Below are 20,095 nucleotides of genomic sequence, written 5' to 3' on the forward strand. Positions count from 1 at the left end.
CATAAAACCTATAAAATTCAATATATTAATAAAAAAACGACCAATGGAGATGTCCCCATATGGGGACTCTGCCCCCATTTGAGGCGCACTTTGGCCGGCAAAGTGCCTGCCGGTGGGCGCTAGGCGCCGCCCCGGCCCTTTGCTAGGGTGCTTGCAAACGGAGGTTCTATGCGCGTTAAACACAGCCTGTTTGCCCTTTTTGGCGCCCTGTTCCTGCTGCTGGCCGGCACCCAGATGTGGCTACTGAGAAGTTTAAAAGACGACATCAACTTTGAAGTGGCAGTCATCAGCAACGAAATGGTGGATAAAGTCCTGGACGACATCAAAGTGCCGGAGCCGCCAGAGGTGGATATCGAGGTGCCGCCTGAGCTTGACCAATACGCCCCTAAAGACGCTGCCCAGTTGCGCCAAGAGGTGCTGCGCATCAAAAGCGCCGAGCTCCAGCGCAACCAGGAAAAAATGCGCCTGGAGGTAGAAAAAGCCCGGCGCCAGGCAAGTGAAGCGCTGAAAAAGGCCCAGCAGCAGCGCTTTCGCATCACCCCTTCGCCTTCTTTTACCGTGGTCAAAAGCGCCAACATCAAGCTGTGGATAGGCCTTGGGGTCACCTCACTGCTGGCGCTGCTGGGGATTTACCTGCTGGCCCACGCCTTTTCGCGGCCCCTTGAGCTGCTGGCCAGCGGTTTTAGTCGCCTGGCCAAGGGTGAGCAAGGGGTCACCTTAAAGCCCCAAGGCATGCGGGAGATGAAAAGCGCCATCGAAGGCTTTAACCATATGAGCCGGGATTTGGAAAGATTGCGCCAGGAAGAAGAAAGGGTGCGGGCCCAGGCCCACCTGGCAGAGCTTGGCGACATTGCCCGTGGCCTTGCCCATAGCCTGCGTAACCCCATCCACACCATAGGCCTCACTCTGGAAGGACAGCTGGACGAGCCGCAAAAAAACGCCATCCGCCAAAAGCTCAAGCAGATGGACAGCAACATCAAGGCGCTGCTGACCCTCTCGGCCCAGGGGGTAAACCGCCAGCAGCCCTTGGTGCTGGCCGAACTGCTGGCCGATGTGCGCTTGAGCATCGGCGGCCAATGGCAGCTGCAACTGCCCCAGCATTGCACCTTGAAAGGAGACGAGTCGGAGCTTCGCGCCATCTTGCATTCGCTGATGAGTAACGCCCTGGAGGCGGCCCCCGGCAAGGTGGCCAGCCTTAGGGTGACGGCACTGGCAGATGGCCTTGAAATTGAGGTGCGTGACCAGGGCCCGGGGCTCAGTGACGCCGCCAAAGCCCGGCTCTTTACCCCTCACGCCACCCAAAAGGCCGACGGCGCCGGCATGGGCCTCTATATTGCCGAGCGCCTGGTGCGGCTGCGTTACGGCGGGCGCCTGAGCCTCGACAACCACCCCCAAGGCGGCGCCGTCGCCACCCTTTACCTGCCGGAGAACAGCCATGCGCATGCTGCTGGTTGAAGACGACGCCGACCAACGGCAATTGCTGGCCCAGCTGCTGGGCAACTATGAGCTGGTGCTGGCCGCCTCGGTGGCCGAGGCCCAGCCTCATCTTGGCAAGGTCGATTTGGTGCTGAGCGACTGGAAGCTTGGCGACGGCGACGGCCTGATGCTGCTGCGCGCCGCCCAGCGCCTAAGCCAGAGCCCGGCCTTTGTGATGATGACCGCCTACGGCACCATCAGCCACGCCGTGGACGCCATGCGCCAGGGCGCCGACGATTACCTGTCCAAACCCTTTAGCCGCCAGGAGTTGGAGCTGACCCTTGAAAAAGTCAGCCGTGCCCAGCGCCTCAAAACCGACAACCAGCGGCTGAGCCAAGCCCTTGCCGACCAACACAAGCTCACCGAGATCATCGGCAATTCCGCCGCCATGCAGCAGCTGCAAAGCCGGCTGGCGCGCATAAGCGACACCGACGCCACCGTGCTTATCGAAGGGGAGTCCGGTACCGGCAAGGAATTGGCGGCCCGTGCCCTGCATCAGTTGTCGCGCCGCGCCCAAAAGCCCTTTGTGGCCATCAACTGCGGCGCCATTCCCGAGGCCCTGGCCGAAAGCGAACTCTTTGGCGCCGACAAAGGTGCCTACACCGGTGCCACCCAGGCCAAAACCGGCAAGTTTGAGGCCGCCAGCACCGGCACTCTGTTTTTGGATGAAATAGGCGAGCTGCCGCTGGTGCTGCAAAGTAAGTTGCTGCGGGTACTGCAAGAGGGCAAGGTCACCCGCCTTGGCGAGCACCAGGAGCGCAGCATCGATGTGCGCATCATCGCCGCCACCAACCGTGACCTCAAAGCCGAGGTGCAGGCCGGGCGTTTTCGCGAAGATCTTTTTTATCGCCTGAACGTGGTGCCCCTGACCCTGCCGCCCCTTCGCGAGCGCCGCGACGACATCCCCGCCCTTTGCCGCCACTTTCTGGCTCTCTATGCCCGCCGCCACGGCCTTAACCCGCCGGCTCTTGGCCACGGCCTTTTGGAAAAGCTGATGAGCCACCACTGGCCGGGTAACGTGCGGGAGCTGGCCAACCGCATGGAGCGGCTGGTACTGCTGGGGGAAGACATGCCCATCAGCCCCCTTGGCGAGGGCGCCAGCGAGTTCAGCGTCAAACTGCCGGCCGGTGGGCTGGACTGGGAAGCCTTTGAACGCCACTGCCTGGAAAAGGCTCTGGCCCTTAACGGCGGCAACAAACGCCAGACCGCCCGCTACCTCAGCCTTGGCTATAAGGCCTTGTTGTACCGGCTGGAAAAACACGGCCTGTCATAAAAAGCGGTTAACAAAAAGGCGCCCAGGCATTAACGTAAGGAAAAAAGCAGGAACGCCTTATGAAAAAGTTCTGGCAGGCAGCAGCGCTCATTATCATCACCCTGGTGATGCTGGCCCTTTATTACTACACCAGCGAGTTAGGGCTTTAAAAAGGCGGCCACAGGCCGCCTTTTTTACAATGCTTTAAGCTGCTCGTTCATGGTGGTTAATTGGTCGCGCAGGCGCGCTGCCTCTTCGAATTCCAGGTTCTGGGCGTGCTGGTACATCTGCTTCTCGATTTTTTCCATCTCGCTGGCCAGGGTTTTGGCGTCCAGATGCAAAGGAGCGCTGTCTTGGCGGCCCTTGCCTTTCCCTTTGCCCTTGCCGTCGCTGTCGTTCTTGTCGCCCAGTTGCAGGATATCGGCAATTTTCTTGTTGAGCGCCTTGGGCACGATGCCGTTTTCGAGGTTGAAGGCTTCTTGTTTTTCCCGCCGTCGCGCCGTTTCATCCATGGCCCGCTGCATGGAGCCGGTGATTTTATCGGCATAAAGGATGGCGCGGCCGTTAAGGTTACGGGCGGCCCGGCCTATGGTCTGGATAAGGGAGCGGTCGGAGCGCAGGAAGCCTTCTTTGTCGGCATCGAAAATGGCCACCAGAGACACCTCGGGCATATCCAGGCCCTCGCGCAGCAAGTTAATGCCCACCAGCACGTCAAATTCGCCAAGGCGCAGGTCACGGATGATCTCTACCCGCTCTACCGTGTCCACATCCGAGTGCAGGTAACGGACCCGCACCCCGTGCTCGTTTAAGTACTCGGTGAGATCTTCGGCCATTTTTTTGGTGAGGGTAGTAATAAGCACCCGTTCGTTGACCTCCACCCGCTTGCCAATTTCCGACAACACGTCGTCCACCTGGGTGCCTACCGGGCGCACTTCCACCACCGGGTCTAAAAGACCGGTGGGGCGCACCACCTGCTCGGCGATTTCGCCGGCCGAGCGCTCCAGCTCGTATTTGCCGGGGGTGGCAGAGACATACACCGTTTGCGGCGCTATGGCTTCAAACTCGTCGAATTTCAGCGGCCGGTTATCCAGGGCCGAGGGCAGGCGAAAACCATATTCCACCAGGGTTTCTTTGCGGGAACGGTCCCCTTTGTACATGGCGCCAATTTGCGACACCGTGACGTGGGACTCGTCGATGATCATCAAGCCGTCTGGCGGCAGGTAATCGAGCAGGGTCGGCGGCGGCTCGCCGGGGTTACGGCCAGAGAGATAGCGCGAGTAGTTCTCGATGCCCGAGCAATAACCCAGCTCCACCATCATCTCGATATCGAACTGGGTGCGCTGGGCCAGGCGCTGCTCTTCCACCAGTTTGCTGTTGCTGCGAAGATCCTCAAGGCGGCCTTTAAGCTCCACCTTGATGCTCTCTACCGCTTCGAGCACCTTCTCCCGAGGGGTCACGTAGTGGGTCTTGGGGTAGATGGTGATGCGGCCAAGGCCGCTTCTGAGCACCTGGCCGGTGAGCGGGTCAAAGGTGCTGATGCGCTCCACTTCGTCGTCAAAAAGCTCGATGCGCACAGCTTCTTCGTCGCTCTCGGCCGGGTGGATGTCAATCACCTCGCCACGCACCCGGTAGGTGCCACGGCTAAACGCCACTTCGTTGCGGGTGTATTGAAGCTCGGCCAGCCGGCGCAGCATGGCGCGCTGGTCGATGATGTCGCCCTGGCGAATGTGCAGCATCATCGACAAATAGCTTTGCGGGTCGCCAAGGCCGTAGATGGCCGATACCGAGGCGACGATCACCACGTCGCGCCGCTCCATCAAGGCCTTGGTGGCCGACAGGCGCATCTGCTCGATATGGTCGTTGATGGAGGCGTCCTTCTCGATAAAGGTGTCGGACGCCGGCACATAGGCCTCGGGCTGGTAGTAGTCGTAGTAGGAGACGAAGTATTCCACGGCGTTTTCCGGGAAGAATTCTTTCATCTCGCCATAAAGCTGGGCGGCCAGGGTCTTGTTGGGGGCCATGACGATGGTGGGCCGGCCCAATTTGGCAATGACATTGGCCATGGTGAAGGTCTTACCGGAGCCCGTTACCCCCAACAGCGTCTGGTGGGCCAGGCCCGCTTCCAGGCCGTCTACCAGTTGGGCAATGGCGGTGGGCTGGTCACCGGCCGGTTGGTAGGCCGAATGCAGGATAAAGTCTTTGCTCATGCCGTCTCCTTGGTAAACCAGCGATAGGCGATGGTCGCGCTAATCAGATTGGCCAGCACCACCCCGGCGAAAAATCCCGGCAGGCCGAGAAAATGCCCGCCAAGCCAAGCCAACGGCACGGCGGCGGCAAAAAAGCGCAGCACCGACATGGTCAGCGCCTTGGCCGGGCGATGAATGGCATTAAAAGACGAATTGGTGAGGATAACCACCCCTTGCAGGCCGTAGCCCAGGGGGACGATGAAAATAAAAAGTCGAATATATTCAGCCACCTTGGGGTCTTTACCAAAGACCCAACTGATGGGGAAGGCCAGTACCAGCAGCGCCACATAAAACAGGCCCTGCCAGCCCAGCACAAAGCGCACCACCCCTTTGTAGGCGCTTCGCACCCTTTCGAGCTGCCCGGCGCCCATGTTTTGACTGATAAAGGGCGGCAAGCTCATGGACAGCGCCAGCACCACCAGGGTAGAGAGGGATTCAAGCCGTGAGCCAACCCCATAGGCCGCCACGGCTGCCGGGCCAAACTGGGCCACCATGGCGGTAAGGGCGGCCATGGCAAGCGGGGTCATCATATTGGCGCCAGCCGCTGGCAAGCCAATCACCAGCAAGGAGCGCCAGTGGCGCACCATGGCGAGCCCTGGCAGACAAAACTGCGCCAGCTGCCGCTTATACAGCATAAACAGCACCCCAACCGAGCCGCCCAGCCAAGCCAGCACCGTGGCCAGCGCCGCGCCGGCCAGCTCCATGCGCGGAAAAGGCCCCAGGCCAAAAATAAGCACCGGGTCCATGACCGCATTGATAATGCCGCCAAGCACCATAAAGCGGCTGGGGGTGACGGTATCGCCATTGGCGCGCATCACGGCGTTGGCGATCATCGGGATGGCCAGCATCGGGCTGCCGGCAAACCACACGTTCATATACTGGGCAATCAGCTTTTGCTGCTCGGCACTGGCGCCAAGGGCCGAGAAGATGGGGTCTTGCAGCAGCCAGGCCAGTATCGCCAGCACCGCCACCAGCAGCACCCCCAACCAGATGGCGGCATTGCCTTGCTCTTTGGCCTGCTCGGCGCAGCGCCGCCCCAGGGCATGGCCGATAACCGCAGAGGTGCCAATCCCCAGACCAATGGTGAGGCTGATAAGGAAAAAACTCACCGGAAAGGTAAAACTGATGGCAGCCAGCGGGTGGGTGCCAAGACGACTGACAAAAAGGGTATCGACCAGGTTGAAAGTCATCATGGTCGCCATCCCCCACATCAGGGAGACGGTCATCTGCTTGAGGGTACTGTTGATGTCCCCGGCCAGCAGATCGTGTGCAGCGCGCGCCATGAATGAAAATCCAGACAGAAATAAATGAAAGCGGCCAGTTTACGCCCCCGAGCCGAAAACGACCATGTTTTCTGCCTTTTTCCCACTCACCTCTTGCCAGGCTCAGGCCAAGCCGTTATCTTACGCGCCCCCACGGGCATTTCCCTCCTGGCCCGGCCTATTTCGGCAAGTTAATTCACACCTTGAATATCCTATTACAGCTTTGTCACAAAGCTGAAAGCGCCCGACTGTAAGAAAATTACTTACCTTTTAACCATTTGATTTATAAGCAATAAACACCTGAACGGCGATAGCGCTTTTTTTTCGCAAATTCCAGGCGAAGCCGCGCCAAGTGTGGCTCTTGCGCCTTTCCCCACAGAGTTATCCACAGAAAAAGTGGATAACTTAAGCCAGCCCTTACCGGCTCTGGCGTGAGGACGGATCAGTCATTTATTTGCGGTTTAAAGTAACGAAAGCAACTGATCGCCCCCGCCCCGTCGATGGCTGAAAAAACGCACTTTTGGTCAATGGGCCGTCATCTTGCCCAAAAGGCAAGCAATCGGACTTTTCTGGGTATCATTAGTGTTGACAGCCCCAGAGGCCGTGGATAACATTCGCCACCGTTGCTCCCCCGTAGTTCAGTCGGTAGAACGGCGGACTGTTAATCCGTATGTCACTGGTTCAAGTCCAGTCGGGGGAGCCAGTTTAAAACGACATGGCGCCTGGCGCGGTGTCAGCCCCTAGGGCAACACAATTTATTCCCTCGTAGTTCAGTCGGTAGAACGGCGGACTGTTAATCCGTATGTCACTGGTTCAAGTCCAGTCGAGGGAGCCAAACAAGAAGTGCTTTCAACCTTTGGTTGACCCCCAGCAAAGCCAGCTTAGCGCTGATGTCACTGACCTGGGCGGCCCCGTACCAGTCCAGTCGAGGGAGCCAAATCACCGCCACGGCGGTTCGCACAAGCGAGACAATTTATTCCCCCGTAGTTCAGTCGGTAGAACGGCGGACTGTTAATCCGTATGTCACTGGTTCAAGTCCAGTCGGGGGAGCCACTTTAAAAAGGCCAGCATCAGCTGGCCTTTTTCTTTTTCTGATGTTGATATGCGAAATCCCAAGGCACGGGGCCTGCCTCGCAGGCCATGTCACTGACCTCGGCGGCCCCGTACAAGTCCAGTCGGGGGAGCCACTTTAAAAAGGCCAGCATCAGCTGGCCTTTTCTTTTTCTGATGTTGATATGCGAAATCCCAAGGCACGGGGCCTGCCTCGCAGGCCATGTCACTGACCTCGGCGGCCCCGTACAAGTCCAGTCGGGGGAGCCACTTTAAAAAGGCCAGCATCAGTTGGCCTTTTCTTTTTCTGACGTTGATATGCGAAATCCCAAGGCACGGGGCCTGCCTCGCAGGCCATGCCACTGACCTGGGCGGCCCCGTTCAAGTCCAGTCGAGGGAGCCAACACTAAAAGGCCAGCATCAGCTGGCCTTTTCTTTTTCTGACGTTGATATGCGAAATCCCAAGGCACGGGGCCTGCCTCGCAGGCCATGTCACTGACCTCGGCGGCCCCGTTCAAGTCCAGTCGGGGGAGCCAACACTAAAAGGCCAGCATCAGCTGGCCTTTTCTTTTCCTGTTTTGATAGCTGAGTCCCCAGGCACCAGGCTGCATGGCCAGTCGAGGAACCCCTTCCCGGCCCGGCTCACGTTTTTTAGCAGGTCACATCGTTATTAAAGCCAGGCACGCTTTCTCAAGCGCAGCCAGGGGCCGCCGATACGCAGCTGGCGCAACACCGCCAGACTTTCTTAAAAAGGCCTTATTTCCCTGAGCCGACGCCAATATAAGAAATTTGGCTTATTGCCAGCGGTCTTCGTCGCCTTTTTCAAAGCCTGTCATGGAAATGCCAGGGGTTATGGTTTAGATCTGGTGTCAGGCTGTTTTGGTTTAAAATTCAACAGCTACCGTCCGAGCGCCCAGTGGAGGGGAATTAAAACAATGAAACCCGGTGCAGCTTCTGCCTCCTCATTGCTTATCTTAACTTTTGTCGCCTGGCTGCTGATGACCCTCAGCCTGGTGATGATTGGCCGTGCCCAATTGGCCGAGCAACAGCAACTAGCGGTGCAAAGTGCCATTGCCTGGCAACAGCAACCCGATTCCCCGGCGCCGCCAGACTGGCTACAATGGCAGCGCCCCGGCACCCAACCACAAGCTCGCGCCCCTCGCCACGGCACCTTGGCCGCTTCCGTTATGGGCGTCTTGCTGGGGGCGAAGGAGCAGCAACTTGGCCCCCTGCGCTGGCGCCTGGACAGCTCCGCCCTTTATGCCCAGATTGAGATAGCGCTGCTGCTGGCACTGCTTATTCCCCTGGCCGGTGGCGTGCTCGTCTACCTCATTAGAAAACGCATCCTTGAGCGCCTGAAGATCGTTGACCAAGAGCTAAGCCAACTCATCGACCACTTGGACGAAGGTGAAGAGCTGCCCGGCAGCATCTCGGTGGATGCCTTTAACGGCACCCTTGCCGCCATTGCCGAAGCCCGCGCCCGGGTATTGCAGCAAAGCGCCGAGCAGCAGCGGGTTATCAAGGCCTTAAGCCAGCAGGTGCTGAGCGACCCTCTTACCACCCTGCCCAACCGCCGCGCCTTTAACGACCAATTAGGCCGCGAGCTTGCCAACAAAAACGCCGTTGGCCTGCTGCTTATTCGCGCCACTGCCTTGAGAGCCATCAACGACGAAGACGGCTACAGCGCCGGCGACCAATACCTGCGCGACCTCGCCCAGATCTTAAAGCGCCAGTCAGGCAAAAAGCTGGCGTGCCGCAGCTATCGCCTTTCGGGCAGCGACTTTATGGTGCTGGTTGCCACCGGCGAGCTGGGCGAGTTGGACCAGTTTGCCCAGCACCTGATGGCGGAGCTGATGTCCCTTCGCAATCAGTCCAAAGAACAGATGCCCGCCTATATTGGCGGCGCCCTGGTTAAAGACACCACCTTAACCGCCGCCCTGTCCCTGGCCGACACCACCTTGTCGCTGGCCATGGCCCAGGGCCAGCCGGGCTGGCATGTGGACGCCGGCCTTGGCCCCAATAAATCCCTTGAGCAGCGCACCCAGCAGCAATGGCGCGACCATATCCAATACCTGCTGACCGGCCAGGGCCTGACCTTGCTGGCCCAGCCCATTCAGGGGGTTAACCGCAACGAGGTGCACTACACCGAAATTCTGGCCCGCTGCCACGACAAAGACGGCCGGCTGCTACCCACCGCCTCAGTAATGGCCATGGCCGAGCGCCTGGGGCTTATCCAGCAACTGGACAAACTGGTGATGGAAAGCGCGCTCAAGGAGCTGGTAGGCAAACCTCTTGGCCGCTCCATGTACGCCATCAACCTCAACGCCCTGACGGTGCAAGATCCACACTTTGTGATTTGGCTGGAGCGCAAGCTGCTGGCCCACCCCGAGCTTGCCCGTCACCTGGTGTTTGAGGTGCCGGAAGCCGGGCTTATCCGCCAGGTGGGCGCCAGCCAGCGCTTTATCGAGCTGCTGCACAAGATGGCGTGCCGCATCACCATCGAGCGTTTCGGCACCGGCCTTGGCGCCATTCGCTTCTTCAAGGCCCTGAAACCTGACTTTGTGAAGGTGGACGCGGCGCTCAGCCGCGCCATCGATCAGGACAAAGACGGCCAATATTACCTGCGTATCTTGGTGGACATCGCCCACCGCCTGGGGGTCAAGGTGCTGGCCGAGAACGTGGAGAACGCCGAAGAGCGCATGGTGCTGACCGACCTTCGCCTCGATGGGCTGCAAGGTTATTACCTGGCAAGACCGGTACCCTTCGGGCCCTCGGCCCTGACCATGAACCCATAAAAAACGCCGCATCATGCGGCGTTTTTTTCATCCCTCGCTGCTCCCTGCTGGCTCACCATCACCCCCAGCAGCACCAGGCTACTAGCCAGCAGTTGGCTGGGGCTAAGCCGCTCATCAAGTAGCACCATGGCCATCACCAGTGAAAAGAGCGGGATCAGGTTCACAAACACCGCCACCCTAGCCGCCGGGAGCCTGGCCATGGCGAAGTTGTACAGCCCATAGGCCCCAAGGGTGACCCCCAGCCCCAGATACAGCATGGACAACAGGGCCTGGCTGCTAAGCCCGCTCGGCACCGGGGCGCTCAAAAGCGCCATCGGCAGGAAAAACAGTGAACCGCTGATGGCCTGGATGGCGGTCAGCCACAGCGGCGAGTACCGGTCGGAGAGCTTTTTCAGCGACAGCGAATAGATGGCGGCGCAGACCATGGCGGCAAATTCCAGGCTATTGCCCAGCAGCGGATTGGGCGCATCGGCCGACACAGTGCCGGCCGCGCTCAGCCACAACACCCCCACCAGAGCCATGGCGAGCCCCAGCCACAGCCGTGGCGAGGCCTTTTCTTTTAACACCAACACCGCGCCGCCAACGGTAAGAAGCGGCAGCACCGCGGTGACCATGCCGGCCTGGCCGGCCGAGGTATATAAAAGGGCTTTGGCTTCAAACACGAAATACAGGCAAGGCTCGGCCAGCGACATAGCCGCAAACAGGCGCCAATCACCTTTTTGGTAATGGGCTTTGCCCCAGAACCGCTTCATGGCCAGCAGCGCAATGGCAGCAATCCACATCCTCGCGCAAATCACCCACAGTGGTGATACCTCCACAAACACCACCTTGAGCACCACAAAGGTGCTGGCCCACAAGGCCATGGCCAGGACCAGGGCAACTAACGGCATAAAGACCCCACAGACTCCCCTGTTGTTTAGGGGAGGACAAAACACGATAATAACCCGCTGATTCTACTTTGGCCGAAGGGGACCAAGCCACCCATGGGCGATTATCTGCTGTTATTGATAGGCACAGTGCTGGTCAATAACTTCGTGCTGGTGAAATTTCTCGGGCTCTGCCCCTTCATGGGGGTATCCAACAAGCTGGAAAGTGCCATTGGCATGTCCCTGGCCACCACCTTTGTGCTGACCCTGGCCTCCCTGTGCAGCTACCTGGTCAACACCTACCTGCTCGAGCCCTTGGGTATCGGCTACCTGCGCACCCTCTCCTTCATTTTGGTGATAGCGGTGGTGGTACAGTTCACCGAGATGGTGGTGCAAAAAACCAGCCCCATGCTGTACCGGGTGCTGGGCATCTTCCTGCCTCTTATCACCACCAACTGTGCGGTGCTGGGGGTGGCGCTTTTGAACATCAACGAAAACCACACCTTGATGCAGTCGCTGATTTACGGTTTTGGCGCCGCCGTGGGCTTCTCGCTGGTGCTTATCCTTTTTGCCGCCATGCGCGAGCGCCTGGCCGCCGCCGACGTGCCGGTGCCCTTTAAGGGCCCGGCCATCGCCTTGATCACCGCCGGGCTGATGTCCCTGGCCTTTATGGGCTTTACCGGCCTCGTTAAGCTGTAACCATGACCATTCTTTACGCCATTCTTGCCCTTGCCGCCCTGGCCCTGGTGTTCGGTGTCATCCTTGGCCTGGCTTCGGTCAAGTTCAAGGTCGAAGCCGACCCCATTGTCGACCAGATAGACAACATCCTGCCCCAGACCCAGTGCGGCCAGTGCGGCTACCCGGGCTGCCGCCCCTATGCCGAGGCCATTGCCGGTGGCGACGACATCAACAAGTGCCCCCCCGGCGGCCAGGCCACCATCGAAAAGCTGGCCGACCTGATGGGGGTCGAGGCCAAGCCGCTGGACGCCGCCCACGGCGAAGAGGCCGTCAAGAAAGTGGCCTTTATCCGCGAAGACGAGTGCATCGGCTGCACCAAGTGCATCCAAGCCTGCCCGGTTGACGCCATTCTCGGCAGCGCCAAGCACATGCACACCGTGATTAAAAGCGAGTGCACCGGCTGCGATCTGTGCGTCGAGCCCTGCCCGGTAGATTGCATCGAAATGCGCCCGGTACAAACCACGGTCCAAAACTGGAAATGGCGCCTCAACACCATCCCGGTAAAAGAAATCGCCCCTGAGGAAGCCCATTGATGTTGACCTTGCTTGAGCGGCTTTCCAGCAGCGATGTCTTTGATTTTCATGGCGGTATTCACCCGCCCGAATTTAAGAGCCTGTCCAACCACAAGCCCATCGGCAAACTGCCCATGGCGCCCTTTTTGGTGGTGCCGCTGCGCCAGCATCTGGGGGAGCTTGGCGAGGTGTTGGTCAAGGCCGGCGAGAAGGTGTTAAAGGGCCAGCCTCTGTCGCGGCCCATGTCGGTGATGGGTGTGCCGGTCCATGCCCCGACCTCCGGCACCGTGGTGGCGGTAGAGAACCGGCCCCTGACCCATGCCTCCGGCCTTTGGGACATGGCGGTGGTTATCGAGCCCGACGGCCAAAACCAGTGGGGCGAGAAGCACCCGGTGGCCAACCCCTTTGAGGCCGACCCAGCCGTGCTGCTAAAAGCAGTAAAAGCCGCCGGCCTTGCCGGGATGGGCGGCGCCGGTTTCCCCACCGCCGTTAAACTCGGCGGTGGCCGGCCCATCGAAGCCTTGGTGGTCAACGCCGCCGAGTGCGAGCCCTACATCACCAGCGACGATTGCCTGCTCCGCGAAGAGCCCGAAAACGTAGTAGCCGGTGCCCGGCTGATGGCCCGCATCGTCGGCGCCCGGATGGTGGTGATTGGCATCGAGGACAACAAACCCGAGGCCATCTCGGCCCTTGAAGGGGTGATTGAAAGCCTCGACGACGTTTCCATGAAGGTGGTGCCCACCAAGTACCCCTCCGGCGCCGAGCGCCAGCTCATCAAGCTGCTCACCGGCGACGAAGTGCCGGCTGGTGCCATTCCGGCCGACCTTGGCCTGGTGGTGCAAAACGTCGGCACCGCTTACGCCGCCTACCGCGCTCTGGTGCTGGGCGAGCCGCTTATTCGCCGGGTAGTGACCATCACCGGCCAGCAGGTGAAAAAGCCCGGCAACTATTGGCTGCCCATCGGCACCCCCATCAGCCACGCCCTTACCGAGTGCGGCTTTAAGCCCGAGAAAAAACAGCGGCTGATTATCGGCGGCCCGATGATGGGCTTTACCCTCAATGATCCGGCCGCGCCGGTGACCAAAACGGTGAACTGCCTGCTGCTGCCCAGCAGCAAGGAGCTTAAACCGGCCGGGCGCGAGATGAGCTGTATCCGCTGCGGCGAGTGCGCCGATGTCTGCCCGGCCGAGCTGCTGCCTCAGCAGCTCTATTGGTACGCCAAGGCCGAAGACCACGAAAAACTCGACGAATACAAGCTCTCGGCCTGTATCGAATGCGGCGCCTGTGCCTACGTTTGCCCCTCCGAAATTCCCCTGGTGCAGTACTACCGGGTGGCCAAGGCCGATATTCGCAGCGCCCAGGAAGAAAAACGCAAATCCGACAAGGCCCGCGAGCGCTTTGAGGCCCGCAACGACCGCCTGGAGCGAGACAAAGCCGAACGGGAAGCGCGCCATCAAGAAGCCACCGAGCGCCGCAAAGCCGCCATGGCCTCGCGCAGCGAAGAAGCAGCTCCACCGAGCGACGCCGTCGCCGCCGCCCTTGCCCGGGTAAAAGCCCAAAAAGACACCGAGGTGGCCAAGGCCCAGCAAGCGGCGCAAGCCGGCGCCCATCTGGAAAAAGGCGAGCTGGTTCCAGACAACAGCGACATGGCCGCGCTTCGCGAAGAGCGCAAACGCCAGGCCCGGGAGAAAAAAGCCCAGCTGGCCGCACAGCAAGATGCCGAGCCTAGCCCTGATTCCAGCAATGCCCCAGCGGCTGATGCCAAAAAAGCCGCCGTAGCTGCCGCCATTGCTCGGGCCAAGGCCAAGAAAGAGGCCGCTGCCCCGGCAGAAGACACAGGCGACGCCTCGCCCCAAGATGCCAAAAAAGCCGCGGTGGCCGCCGCCATTGCCCGCGCCAAGGCCAAAAAAGCGGCCCAGGGGCAAGGCGCCGAAGGTGGCCAGGCTGATGCAAATCAGCCTGAGCCAAGCTCGGCGGCAAGCGAGCCAGCGGTTAGCGCCGCAACTGATGCTGAGCCTCCTGCTGCCAGCGAGCCGGTAGACCCTAAAAAAGCCGCGGTGGCCGCCGCCATTGCCCGCGCTAAAGCCAAAAAAGCGGCCCAGGCGCAAGGGGTTGAAGGTGGCCAGGCTCAAGCAAATCAGCCTGAGCCAAGCCCGGCGGCACGCGAGCCAGCGGTTAGCGCCGCTACTGATGCTGAGCCTCCCGCAACCAGCGAGCCGGTCGACCCTAAAAAAGCTGCCGTGGCTGCGGCTATTGCCCGCGCCAAGGCCAAAAAAGCGGCCCAGGCGCAAGGGGCTGAAGGTGGCCAGGCTCAAGCAAATCAGCCTGAGCCAAGCCCGGCGGCAAATGAGCCAGCGGTTAGCGCAGCTACTGATGCTGAGCCTCCTGCTGCCAGCGAGCCGGTAGACCCTAAAAAAGCCGCCGTGGCCGCCGCCATCGCCCGCGCTAAAGCCAAAAAGGCGGCCCAGGCGCAAGCCGCCGAAGGTGGCCAGGCTGATGCAAATCAGGCTGAGCCAAGCCCGGCAACCGGCGAGCAAGAACCGGCTAGCCCGGCAAGCAGCGCTCCGGCAGCTGCCCAGCCAAGTGCAAGCGAGCCAGCGGCGCCAGACGCCAAGGCCGCTGCGGCCAGCCCCGCCCCGTCAGAGGCGGACCGTAAAAAAGCGGCCATCGCCGCCGCCATTGCCAAAGCCAAGGCCAAAAAACAGGCTCAGGAAGGTCAGGACTGATGTTAGGTATCGCCAGCTCTCCCCACACCCACAAGCGCCGCACCACAGGCCAGGTTATGCGCCTGGTGGCCTATGCCACGGTGCCGGGCATCGCCGCGCTGTTTTATTTTTTCGGCTACGGGGTGCTTATCAATCTGGTGCTGTGCTCCGTCAGCGCCCTGCTGGCCGAAGCGCTGATCCTTATTTTGCGCCGCAAAAGCCTGTGGCAGCTCACCGACAGTTCGGCGCTGCTTACCGCCATCTTGCTGGCCCTGGCCCTGCCCCCCACCGCGCCCTGGTGGCTGCTGGTGATAGGCTCGGTGTTTGCCATTTTGGTGGCCAAGCAGCTTTACGGCGGCATCGGCCAAAACCTCTTTAACCCGGCCATGGCCGCCTATGTGCTGCTGCTCATTTCCTTTCCGGTGCAGATGACCAACTGGCTGCCGGCTCGCTCCCTTGCCGAGCATGTGCCGAGTTTGCAAGACAGCCTGAGCCTGACCATGACCGGCTACACCACCGACGGTTTTGCCGCCCACCAGCTGAGCCTGGGTGTGGATGGCCTAAGCCAAGCCACCCCCCTTGATACCTTGAAGACCGACCTTAAGCAGGGCAAAACGGTGTCCGAGTCCATGGAAAAGCCGCTGTTTAGCGCCCTTGGGGGCCTGGGCTGGAACTGGGTCAACGGCGCCTTCTTGCTGGGCGGCCTCTTTTTGCTGTGGCGCGGCGTTATAGGCTGGCAGATCCCGGCTGGGGTGCTGGGCGGCCTTTTCGCCTGCGCCTTTGTGGGCTTTGTTATTCACCCCGACAGCAACGGCTCGCCGCTTTTTCATGTGTTCAGTGGCGCCGCCATGTTCGGGGCCTTTTTTATCGCCACCGATCCGGTTACCGCCGCCACCTCGCCCAAGGGCCGGCTTATCTTTGGTTTGCTCATTGGCGTGCTGACCTACTTTATCCGCGCCTTTGGCGGCTACCCTGACGCCATCGCCTTTGCAGTATTGCTGGCCAACATGGCGGCGCCTTTGCTGGATAACTACACCAGGCCCCAAAGTTTCGGGGAAGGGTCCAAATGATGATGTTTTCTGCCGCCCGCAAGAACGGGCTTATCCTCGGTATCTTCGCCCTGGCCTGCACGGCGCTCTTGGCTGGCACCCATGAGCTCACCAAGGACCGCATTGCCGAGCAAAAAGAAGCCCAGCGCCTGAAAATCTTGAACGCCATGATCCCCAAGGCCAGCCATGACAACGACCTCTACCACGACTGCACCGAGGTGAGCGACCCGGCCCTGTTGGGTACCAAAGACCCCCTTGCGGTGTTTCGCGCCCGCAAAAACGGCAAACCGGTGGCCCTGGCCATGGAAACCGTGGCCCCGGACGGCTACAGCGGCGCCATCTCCCTGATGGTGGGCATGTCCTACCCCGACGGCACCGTGCTGGGCGTTGAAGTGCTTGAGCACAAGGAAACCCCCGGCCTTGGCGATAAAATCGAGCGCCGCAAATCCAGTTGGCTGGACGAATTTACCGGCAAATCCCCCACCGGCCCCAGCGACCCGGCCTGGGCCGTGAAAAAAGACGGCGGCCAGTTTGACCAGTTCACCGGCGCCACCATCACCCCAAGGGCGGTGGTTAAAGCGGTGGGCCGCACCGTGGAATACTTCAGGCAGAACAAGGACGCCCTCTTTGCCGCAACCGGCCAATGTGGAGGCACGCAATGAGCCAGTTCAAAGAAATCGCCAGCTTAGGCCTTTGGAAAAACAACCCGGGCCTGGTGCAGCTATTGGGGCTTTGCCCGCTGTTGGCGGTGTCCAACACCCTTACCAACGCCCTGGGCCTTGGGGTTGCCACCATGCTGGTGCTGATAGCCTCTAACGCCACCGTTTCCCTGGTGCGCCACTTTGTGCCCAAGGAAATTCGCATGGCGGTGTTTGTGATGATCATCGCCGCCTTCGTGACCGCCGTTGAGCAGGTGATGACCGCCTTTGCCTATGGCCTTTATCAATCCCTTGGCATCTTTATTCCGCTCATCGTCACCAACTGCGTGATCATGGGCCGCGCCGAGGCCTTTGCCTCCAAAAACACCGTGGGTCTTGCCGCCTTTGACGGCCTGATGATGGGCCTTGGCTTTACCGCCGTGCTGGTGGTGCTGGGCGGGCTTCGGGAGGTGATTGGCCAGGGCACCCTCTTTGACGGCGCCGATCTCCTGCTGGGTGACTGGGCCAAGAGCCTGCGTATCGAGGTGTTCCACTTCGACGCCAAATTCCTGGTGGCCCTGCTGCCGCCGGGAGCCTTTATTGGCCTGGGTTTCCTGATTGCCCTTAAAAAGGTCATCGACCAGCAACGACAACGCAAAACCGCGCCGGCACCGGTGGTCAAGGCCGAGCGGGTGCGGGTAACCACGGCAGACTGATGAACCAGCAAAAACGTATCGAGATCCTGACCCGGCTGCGCGATGCCAACCCCCATCCCACCACCGAGCTGAACTTCAGCACCCCCTTCGAGCTGCTGGTGGCGGTAACCCTCTCGGCCCAGGCTACCGATGTCGGGGTCAACAAGGCCACCGACAAGCTGTTCCCGGCCGCCAACACCCCTAAGGCCATCTGGGATTTGGGGGTCGATGGCCTCAAGGATTACATCAAGACCATCGGCCTTTTTAATGCCAAGGCCGAGAACGTCCATAAGATGTGCCGTATCCTGCTCGATGAGCACGGCGGCGAGGTGCCCGAAAGCCGCGAGGCCTTGGAAGCCCTGCCAGGGGTGGGCCGCAAAACCGCCAACGTGGTGCTCAACACCGCTTTTGGCTGGCCCACCATCGCCGTAGACACCCATATTTTCCGGGTCTCCAACCGCACCAAGTTTGCCCCCGGCAAAGACGTGCGGGCGGTGGAAGACAAGCTGGAAAAGGTGGTACCCAAAGAATTTAAAGTGGACGTGCACCACTGGCTTATCCTGCACGGCCGCTACACCTGTATCGCGCGCAAGCCCCGCTGCGGGTCTTGTATTATTGAAGATCTTTGCGAATTCAAAGACAAAATCGACATCTGAAACAACGAGGTGAGCAATGCGACTTCTTCACACCATGCTGCGGGTTGGCAACCTGGACAAATCCATCGCCTTCTACACACAAGTGCTCGGCATGAAACTGCTGCGCCAGTCCGACAACACCGAGTACAAATACAGCCTGGCCTTCGTGGGCTACGGCGATGAAATCGACCACACCGTTATCGAGCTGACTTACAACTGGGGCGTCGAGAGCTACGACTTGGGTAGCGCCTACGGCCATATCGCCATCGAAGCCGACGACATCTATGCCCTGTGCGAAGAAGTGCGGGCCAAAGGCGGCAAGGTGACCCGCGAGCCGGGCCCGGTACTGGGCGGCAGCACCGTTATCGCCTTCGTCGAAGACCCTGACGGCTACAAGATTGAATTTATTGCCAAAAAAGACGCAGGCAAAGGCCTGGGCAACTAACGGCAAACCATGAAAAAAGGCACCCGAAGGTGCCTTTTTTGTCAGCGTTTGATTTGCAACACCACCCGGCGGTTAAGGGCCCTGCCCTCTTCGGTGTTGTTGGAGGCGATATGACGCTTCTCGCCATAGCCTTCGGTGCTGATGCGGTCCGCCGGCAGCCCTTTGCCCACCAGGTATTCCTTGATGGCCTTGGCGCGCTTTTTAGAGAGCTCTTCGTTGGCCCAGCGGCCGCCGTAGGAGTCGGAGTAGGCGGCGATATCGATGCTGGAGAAGTGGTTGTCGTTGGCCAGATACTGGCCAATCAAATCCAGGCGCGCCAATGATTCTTCGGTCAGCGACGAGGAGTTTTTCTTGTAGTTGAGCACCGAGAAGGAGATGTCCTCAAAGCTCACCGGCAGCAGGCCGCCCAGGCAAGAGACAAAATCCTCGTAGCCTTTTTTGAAGTTGCCGGAAGACAGCGCCACCGACACCTTGTTGCGGCCAAGGCGATCAGGATAGGTCAAAGTGGGGAAACGGCCAGCGTCCAGCTCGGAGAGCATGTCCCAGGCCCTGTCGTCTGTTACTTCCGCCGGGTAGCGCGGGTAGAGCGACACCTGCCCCAGGGGTTCGGCTTTGAGGCCCGGTTGCCAAACAGGGGGAACACTGGCCAGGGTGGCAACGGTGCGTTGGCTGGGGCCGTCTTTAAGCGCCATGGCAAACTGCAGGTTTTCCTTGCGGCTGGCACGGGCACTGAACACCGCCACCCCGTAATGGGGAATGTGGTGTTCCAGCCGGCATTGCAACGGGTTTGACGCCGTTACCTGCCATTGGGACTGGCCCAGGCTGGCTGCGTAGTAGCGTACGCCGGCATCCACAGGCGCCGGTTGGGCGGCCAGGATAACCAGTGCAGCAACAGCAGTGATGTGTAAAGACTTGGACAGCATAGACTCTCCCCTACCTCTACTACTGTGTCGGCAGGTCTTTTTGCAACTTTAGGGATTTGCCCGCTTTTGTCATAATGGCCCCCCGGCCACTAGTCACAGTATTCCATGTCAACAACTCTTAGTCAGCGTTTCCGCGGTTTTTACCCAGTGATCATCGATGTGGAAACTGCCGGATTCAACGCCAAGACCGATGCCCTGTTGCAGATTGCGGCCACCCTTATCGATATAGACGCCCAGGGGCGTTTTTTCGTCGTCGAGACGCTTTTTCACAATGTCTTGCCTTTTGAAGGAGCCAATCTCGAAGACGCCGCGCTGAAATTTACCGGCATCACCGACCCCTGGCACCCGCTGCGCCTGGCGGTAGACGAAGACGAAGCGCTCAAAGACATCTTCAAGCAGGTGCGAAAGCGCATGAAGACTGCCGATTGCCAGCGGGCCATTTTGGTGGGCCACAACGCCGCCTTTGACCTTGGCTTTCTTAACGCCGTCATCGAACGGACCAACCAGAAGCGCTCGCCCTTTCACCCCTTTGTGAGCTTCGACACCACCACCCTGGCGGCCCTGGCCCTTGGCCAAACGGTGCTGGCTAAGGCCTGCGTCGCCGCCGGGCTGGAGTTCTCCAACGCCGAGGCCCACGCCGCCGACTACGACGCCGAGCGCACCGCCCAGCTGTTTTGCCATATCGTCAACCGCTGGCAGGCCTTGGGGGGCTGGCCTTTGCCGGTACCAGAATCTGAAGCACAAAGCGCGCCAGACAGCGACGACAATGCTGAATAAAAATGCAGCCGAGGGCTTGATCTTGCCGGCG

At 60.1% G+C, this 20,095-nt stretch carries 16 protein-coding genes and 3 tRNA genes; 15 read left to right on the plus strand and 4 right to left on the minus strand.

The annotated features are described in order from the left end of the window. The first annotated feature begins 168 nt into the window (after positions 1-168). On the plus strand, positions 169-1,455 hold the full coding sequence (locus tag EDC28_RS05010; protein ID WP_123420868.1) for a sensor histidine kinase: 1,287 nt from the start codon (positions 169-171) through the stop codon (positions 1,453-1,455). Beyond that, positions 1,436-2,749 carry a sigma-54-dependent transcriptional regulator gene (locus EDC28_RS05015; RefSeq protein WP_123420869.1) on the plus strand — a complete coding sequence of 438 codons (1,314 nt, stop codon included), beginning with the start codon at positions 1,436-1,438 and terminating at the stop codon, positions 2,747-2,749. Before EDC28_RS05010 ends, EDC28_RS05015 begins: the two co-directional genes overlap by 20 nt. A gap of 173 nt (positions 2,750-2,922) precedes the next feature. On the opposite strand, the gene uvrB is transcribed toward EDC28_RS05015, so the two are convergent. Both uvrB and EDC28_RS05025 read right to left on the minus strand, forming a co-directional pair. Further along, the gene (gene uvrB / locus EDC28_RS05020) at positions 2,923-4,935 is read right to left on the minus strand and encodes an excinuclease ABC subunit UvrB (RefSeq protein WP_123420870.1); all 2,013 of its coding nucleotides are present in this window, start codon (positions 4,933-4,935) and stop codon (positions 2,923-2,925) included. After that, positions 4,932-6,257 carry an MATE family efflux transporter gene (locus tag EDC28_RS05025; protein WP_123420871.1) on the minus strand — a complete coding sequence of 442 codons (1,326 nt, stop codon included), beginning with the start codon at positions 6,255-6,257 and terminating at the stop codon, positions 4,932-4,934. Before EDC28_RS05025 ends, uvrB begins: the two co-directional genes overlap by 4 nt. A gap of 606 nt (positions 6,258-6,863) precedes the next feature. Between EDC28_RS05025 and EDC28_RS05030 the strand changes: the two genes are divergently transcribed. The 4 genes from EDC28_RS05030 to EDC28_RS05045 all read left to right on the plus strand — a co-directional run bounded on the left by EDC28_RS05030 (position 6,864) and on the right by EDC28_RS05045 (position 10,081). Continuing rightward, positions 6,864-6,939 (plus strand) — tRNA-Asn (locus tag EDC28_RS05030). 56 nt (positions 6,940-6,995) lie between these two features. Next, positions 6,996-7,071 (plus strand) — tRNA-Asn (locus tag EDC28_RS05035). Positions 7,072-7,213: 142 nt separating this feature from the next. Continuing rightward, positions 7,214-7,289: transfer RNA gene (locus tag EDC28_RS05040), tRNA-Asn, on the plus strand. Positions 7,290-8,221: 932 nt separating this feature from the next. Beyond that, positions 8,222-10,081 carry an EAL domain-containing protein gene (locus tag EDC28_RS05045; protein WP_083445718.1) on the plus strand — a complete coding sequence of 620 codons (1,860 nt, stop codon included), beginning with the start codon at positions 8,222-8,224 and terminating at the stop codon, positions 10,079-10,081. Positions 10,082-10,092: 11 nt separating this feature from the next. Here the strand turns inward: EDC28_RS05045 and EDC28_RS05050 are convergent, their stop codons facing one another. Then, entirely contained in the window at positions 10,093-10,971 is an 879-nt protein-coding gene (locus EDC28_RS05050; protein WP_050657568.1) for a DMT family transporter, read from the minus strand. A 93-nt stretch (positions 10,972-11,064) separates the two neighbouring features. On the opposite strand from EDC28_RS05050, the gene rsxA reads away from it, so the two are divergent. The 8 genes from rsxA to gloA are packed head-to-tail and all read left to right on the plus strand — an operon-like array spanning position 11,065 to position 18,364. Beyond that, on the plus strand, positions 11,065-11,646 hold the full coding sequence (gene rsxA / locus EDC28_RS05055) for an electron transport complex subunit RsxA (protein WP_050657567.1): 582 nt from the start codon (positions 11,065-11,067) through the stop codon (positions 11,644-11,646). Between the two features lie 2 nt (positions 11,647-11,648). After that, positions 11,649-12,218, plus strand: a complete 570-nt coding sequence (gene rsxB / locus EDC28_RS05060; protein WP_050657566.1) for an electron transport complex subunit RsxB — start codon at positions 11,649-11,651, stop codon at positions 12,216-12,218. After that, a complete protein-coding gene (rsxC, locus tag EDC28_RS05065; protein WP_123420872.1) occupies positions 12,218-14,923 on the plus strand; it encodes an electron transport complex subunit RsxC in 2,706 nt (901 codons plus the stop codon). The genes rsxB and rsxC overlap by 1 nt, the downstream gene beginning before the upstream one ends. Continuing rightward, the gene (gene rsxD, locus EDC28_RS05070; protein ID WP_123420873.1) at positions 14,920-15,972 is read left to right on the plus strand and encodes an electron transport complex subunit RsxD; all 1,053 of its coding nucleotides are present in this window, start codon (positions 14,920-14,922) and stop codon (positions 15,970-15,972) included. Before rsxC ends, rsxD begins: the two co-directional genes overlap by 4 nt. Before the next feature lie 2 nt (positions 15,973-15,974). Further along, positions 15,975-16,613, plus strand: a complete 639-nt coding sequence (gene rsxG / locus EDC28_RS05075; protein WP_050657655.1) for an electron transport complex subunit RsxG — start codon at positions 15,975-15,977, stop codon at positions 16,611-16,613. Then, the gene (locus EDC28_RS05080; RefSeq protein WP_050657563.1) at positions 16,610-17,305 is read left to right on the plus strand and encodes an electron transport complex subunit E; all 696 of its coding nucleotides are present in this window, start codon (positions 16,610-16,612) and stop codon (positions 17,303-17,305) included. The genes rsxG and EDC28_RS05080 overlap by 4 nt, the downstream gene beginning before the upstream one ends. Further along, the gene (gene nth, locus EDC28_RS05085; protein WP_123420874.1) at positions 17,305-17,940 is read left to right on the plus strand and encodes an endonuclease III; all 636 of its coding nucleotides are present in this window, start codon (positions 17,305-17,307) and stop codon (positions 17,938-17,940) included. Before EDC28_RS05080 ends, nth begins: the two co-directional genes overlap by 1 nt. 16 nt (positions 17,941-17,956) lie before the next feature. After that, complete coding sequence (gloA, locus tag EDC28_RS05090) at positions 17,957-18,364, plus strand: lactoylglutathione lyase (RefSeq protein ID WP_050657561.1); 408 nt, start codon at positions 17,957-17,959, stop codon at positions 18,362-18,364. A gap of 41 nt (positions 18,365-18,405) precedes the next feature. Here gloA and EDC28_RS05095 read toward each other — a convergent pair whose 3' ends face one another. Further along, positions 18,406-19,287, minus strand: coding sequence for a flagellar protein MotY (locus tag EDC28_RS05095; RefSeq protein ID WP_050657560.1), 882 nt, complete (start codon positions 19,285-19,287; stop codon positions 18,406-18,408). 105 nt (positions 19,288-19,392) lie between these two features. Between EDC28_RS05095 and rnt the strand changes: the two genes are divergently transcribed. Beyond that, entirely contained in the window at positions 19,393-20,064 is a 672-nt protein-coding gene (gene rnt / locus EDC28_RS05100; RefSeq protein ID WP_050657559.1) for a ribonuclease T, read from the plus strand. The last annotated feature ends 31 nt before the right edge of the window (positions 20,065-20,095 follow it).

It is taken from the genome of Gallaecimonas pentaromativorans (assembly GCF_003751625.1).
Taxonomy (GTDB): Bacteria; Pseudomonadota; Gammaproteobacteria; order Enterobacterales; family Gallaecimonadaceae; genus Gallaecimonas; species Gallaecimonas pentaromativorans.

What these genes read in the sequence shown, in the direction of transcription:
- EDC28_RS05010 (WP_123420868.1), top strand. Translation starts at nt 169, where the DNA reads ATGCGCGTTAAACACAGCCTGTTTGCCCTTTTTGGCGCCCTGTTCCTG.
- EDC28_RS05015 (WP_123420869.1), top strand. Translation starts at nt 1,436, where the DNA reads ATGCGCATGCTGCTGGTTGAAGACGACGCCGACCAACGGCAATTGCTG.
- uvrB (WP_123420870.1), bottom strand. Translation starts at nt 4,935, where the DNA reads ATGAGCAAAGACTTTATCCTGCATTCGGCCTACCAACCGGCCGGTGAC.
- EDC28_RS05025 (WP_123420871.1), bottom strand. Translation starts at nt 6,257, where the DNA reads ATGGCGCGCGCTGCACACGATCTGCTGGCCGGGGACATCAACAGTACC.
- EDC28_RS05045 (WP_083445718.1), top strand. Translation starts at nt 8,222, where the DNA reads ATGAAACCCGGTGCAGCTTCTGCCTCCTCATTGCTTATCTTAACTTTT.
- EDC28_RS05050 (WP_050657568.1), bottom strand. Translation starts at nt 10,971, where the DNA reads ATGCCGTTAGTTGCCCTGGTCCTGGCCATGGCCTTGTGGGCCAGCACC.
- rsxA (WP_050657567.1), top strand. Translation starts at nt 11,065, where the DNA reads ATGGGCGATTATCTGCTGTTATTGATAGGCACAGTGCTGGTCAATAAC.
- rsxB (WP_050657566.1), top strand. Translation starts at nt 11,649, where the DNA reads ATGACCATTCTTTACGCCATTCTTGCCCTTGCCGCCCTGGCCCTGGTG.
- rsxC (WP_123420872.1), top strand. Translation starts at nt 12,218, where the DNA reads ATGTTGACCTTGCTTGAGCGGCTTTCCAGCAGCGATGTCTTTGATTTT.
- rsxG (WP_050657655.1), top strand. Translation starts at nt 15,975, where the DNA reads ATGTTTTCTGCCGCCCGCAAGAACGGGCTTATCCTCGGTATCTTCGCC.
- EDC28_RS05080 (WP_050657563.1), top strand. Translation starts at nt 16,610, where the DNA reads ATGAGCCAGTTCAAAGAAATCGCCAGCTTAGGCCTTTGGAAAAACAAC.
- nth (WP_123420874.1), top strand. Translation starts at nt 17,305, where the DNA reads ATGAACCAGCAAAAACGTATCGAGATCCTGACCCGGCTGCGCGATGCC.
- gloA (WP_050657561.1), top strand. Translation starts at nt 17,957, where the DNA reads ATGCGACTTCTTCACACCATGCTGCGGGTTGGCAACCTGGACAAATCC.
- EDC28_RS05095 (WP_050657560.1), bottom strand. Translation starts at nt 19,287, where the DNA reads ATGCTGTCCAAGTCTTTACACATCACTGCTGTTGCTGCACTGGTTATC.
- rnt (WP_050657559.1), top strand. Translation starts at nt 19,393, where the DNA reads ATGTCAACAACTCTTAGTCAGCGTTTCCGCGGTTTTTACCCAGTGATC.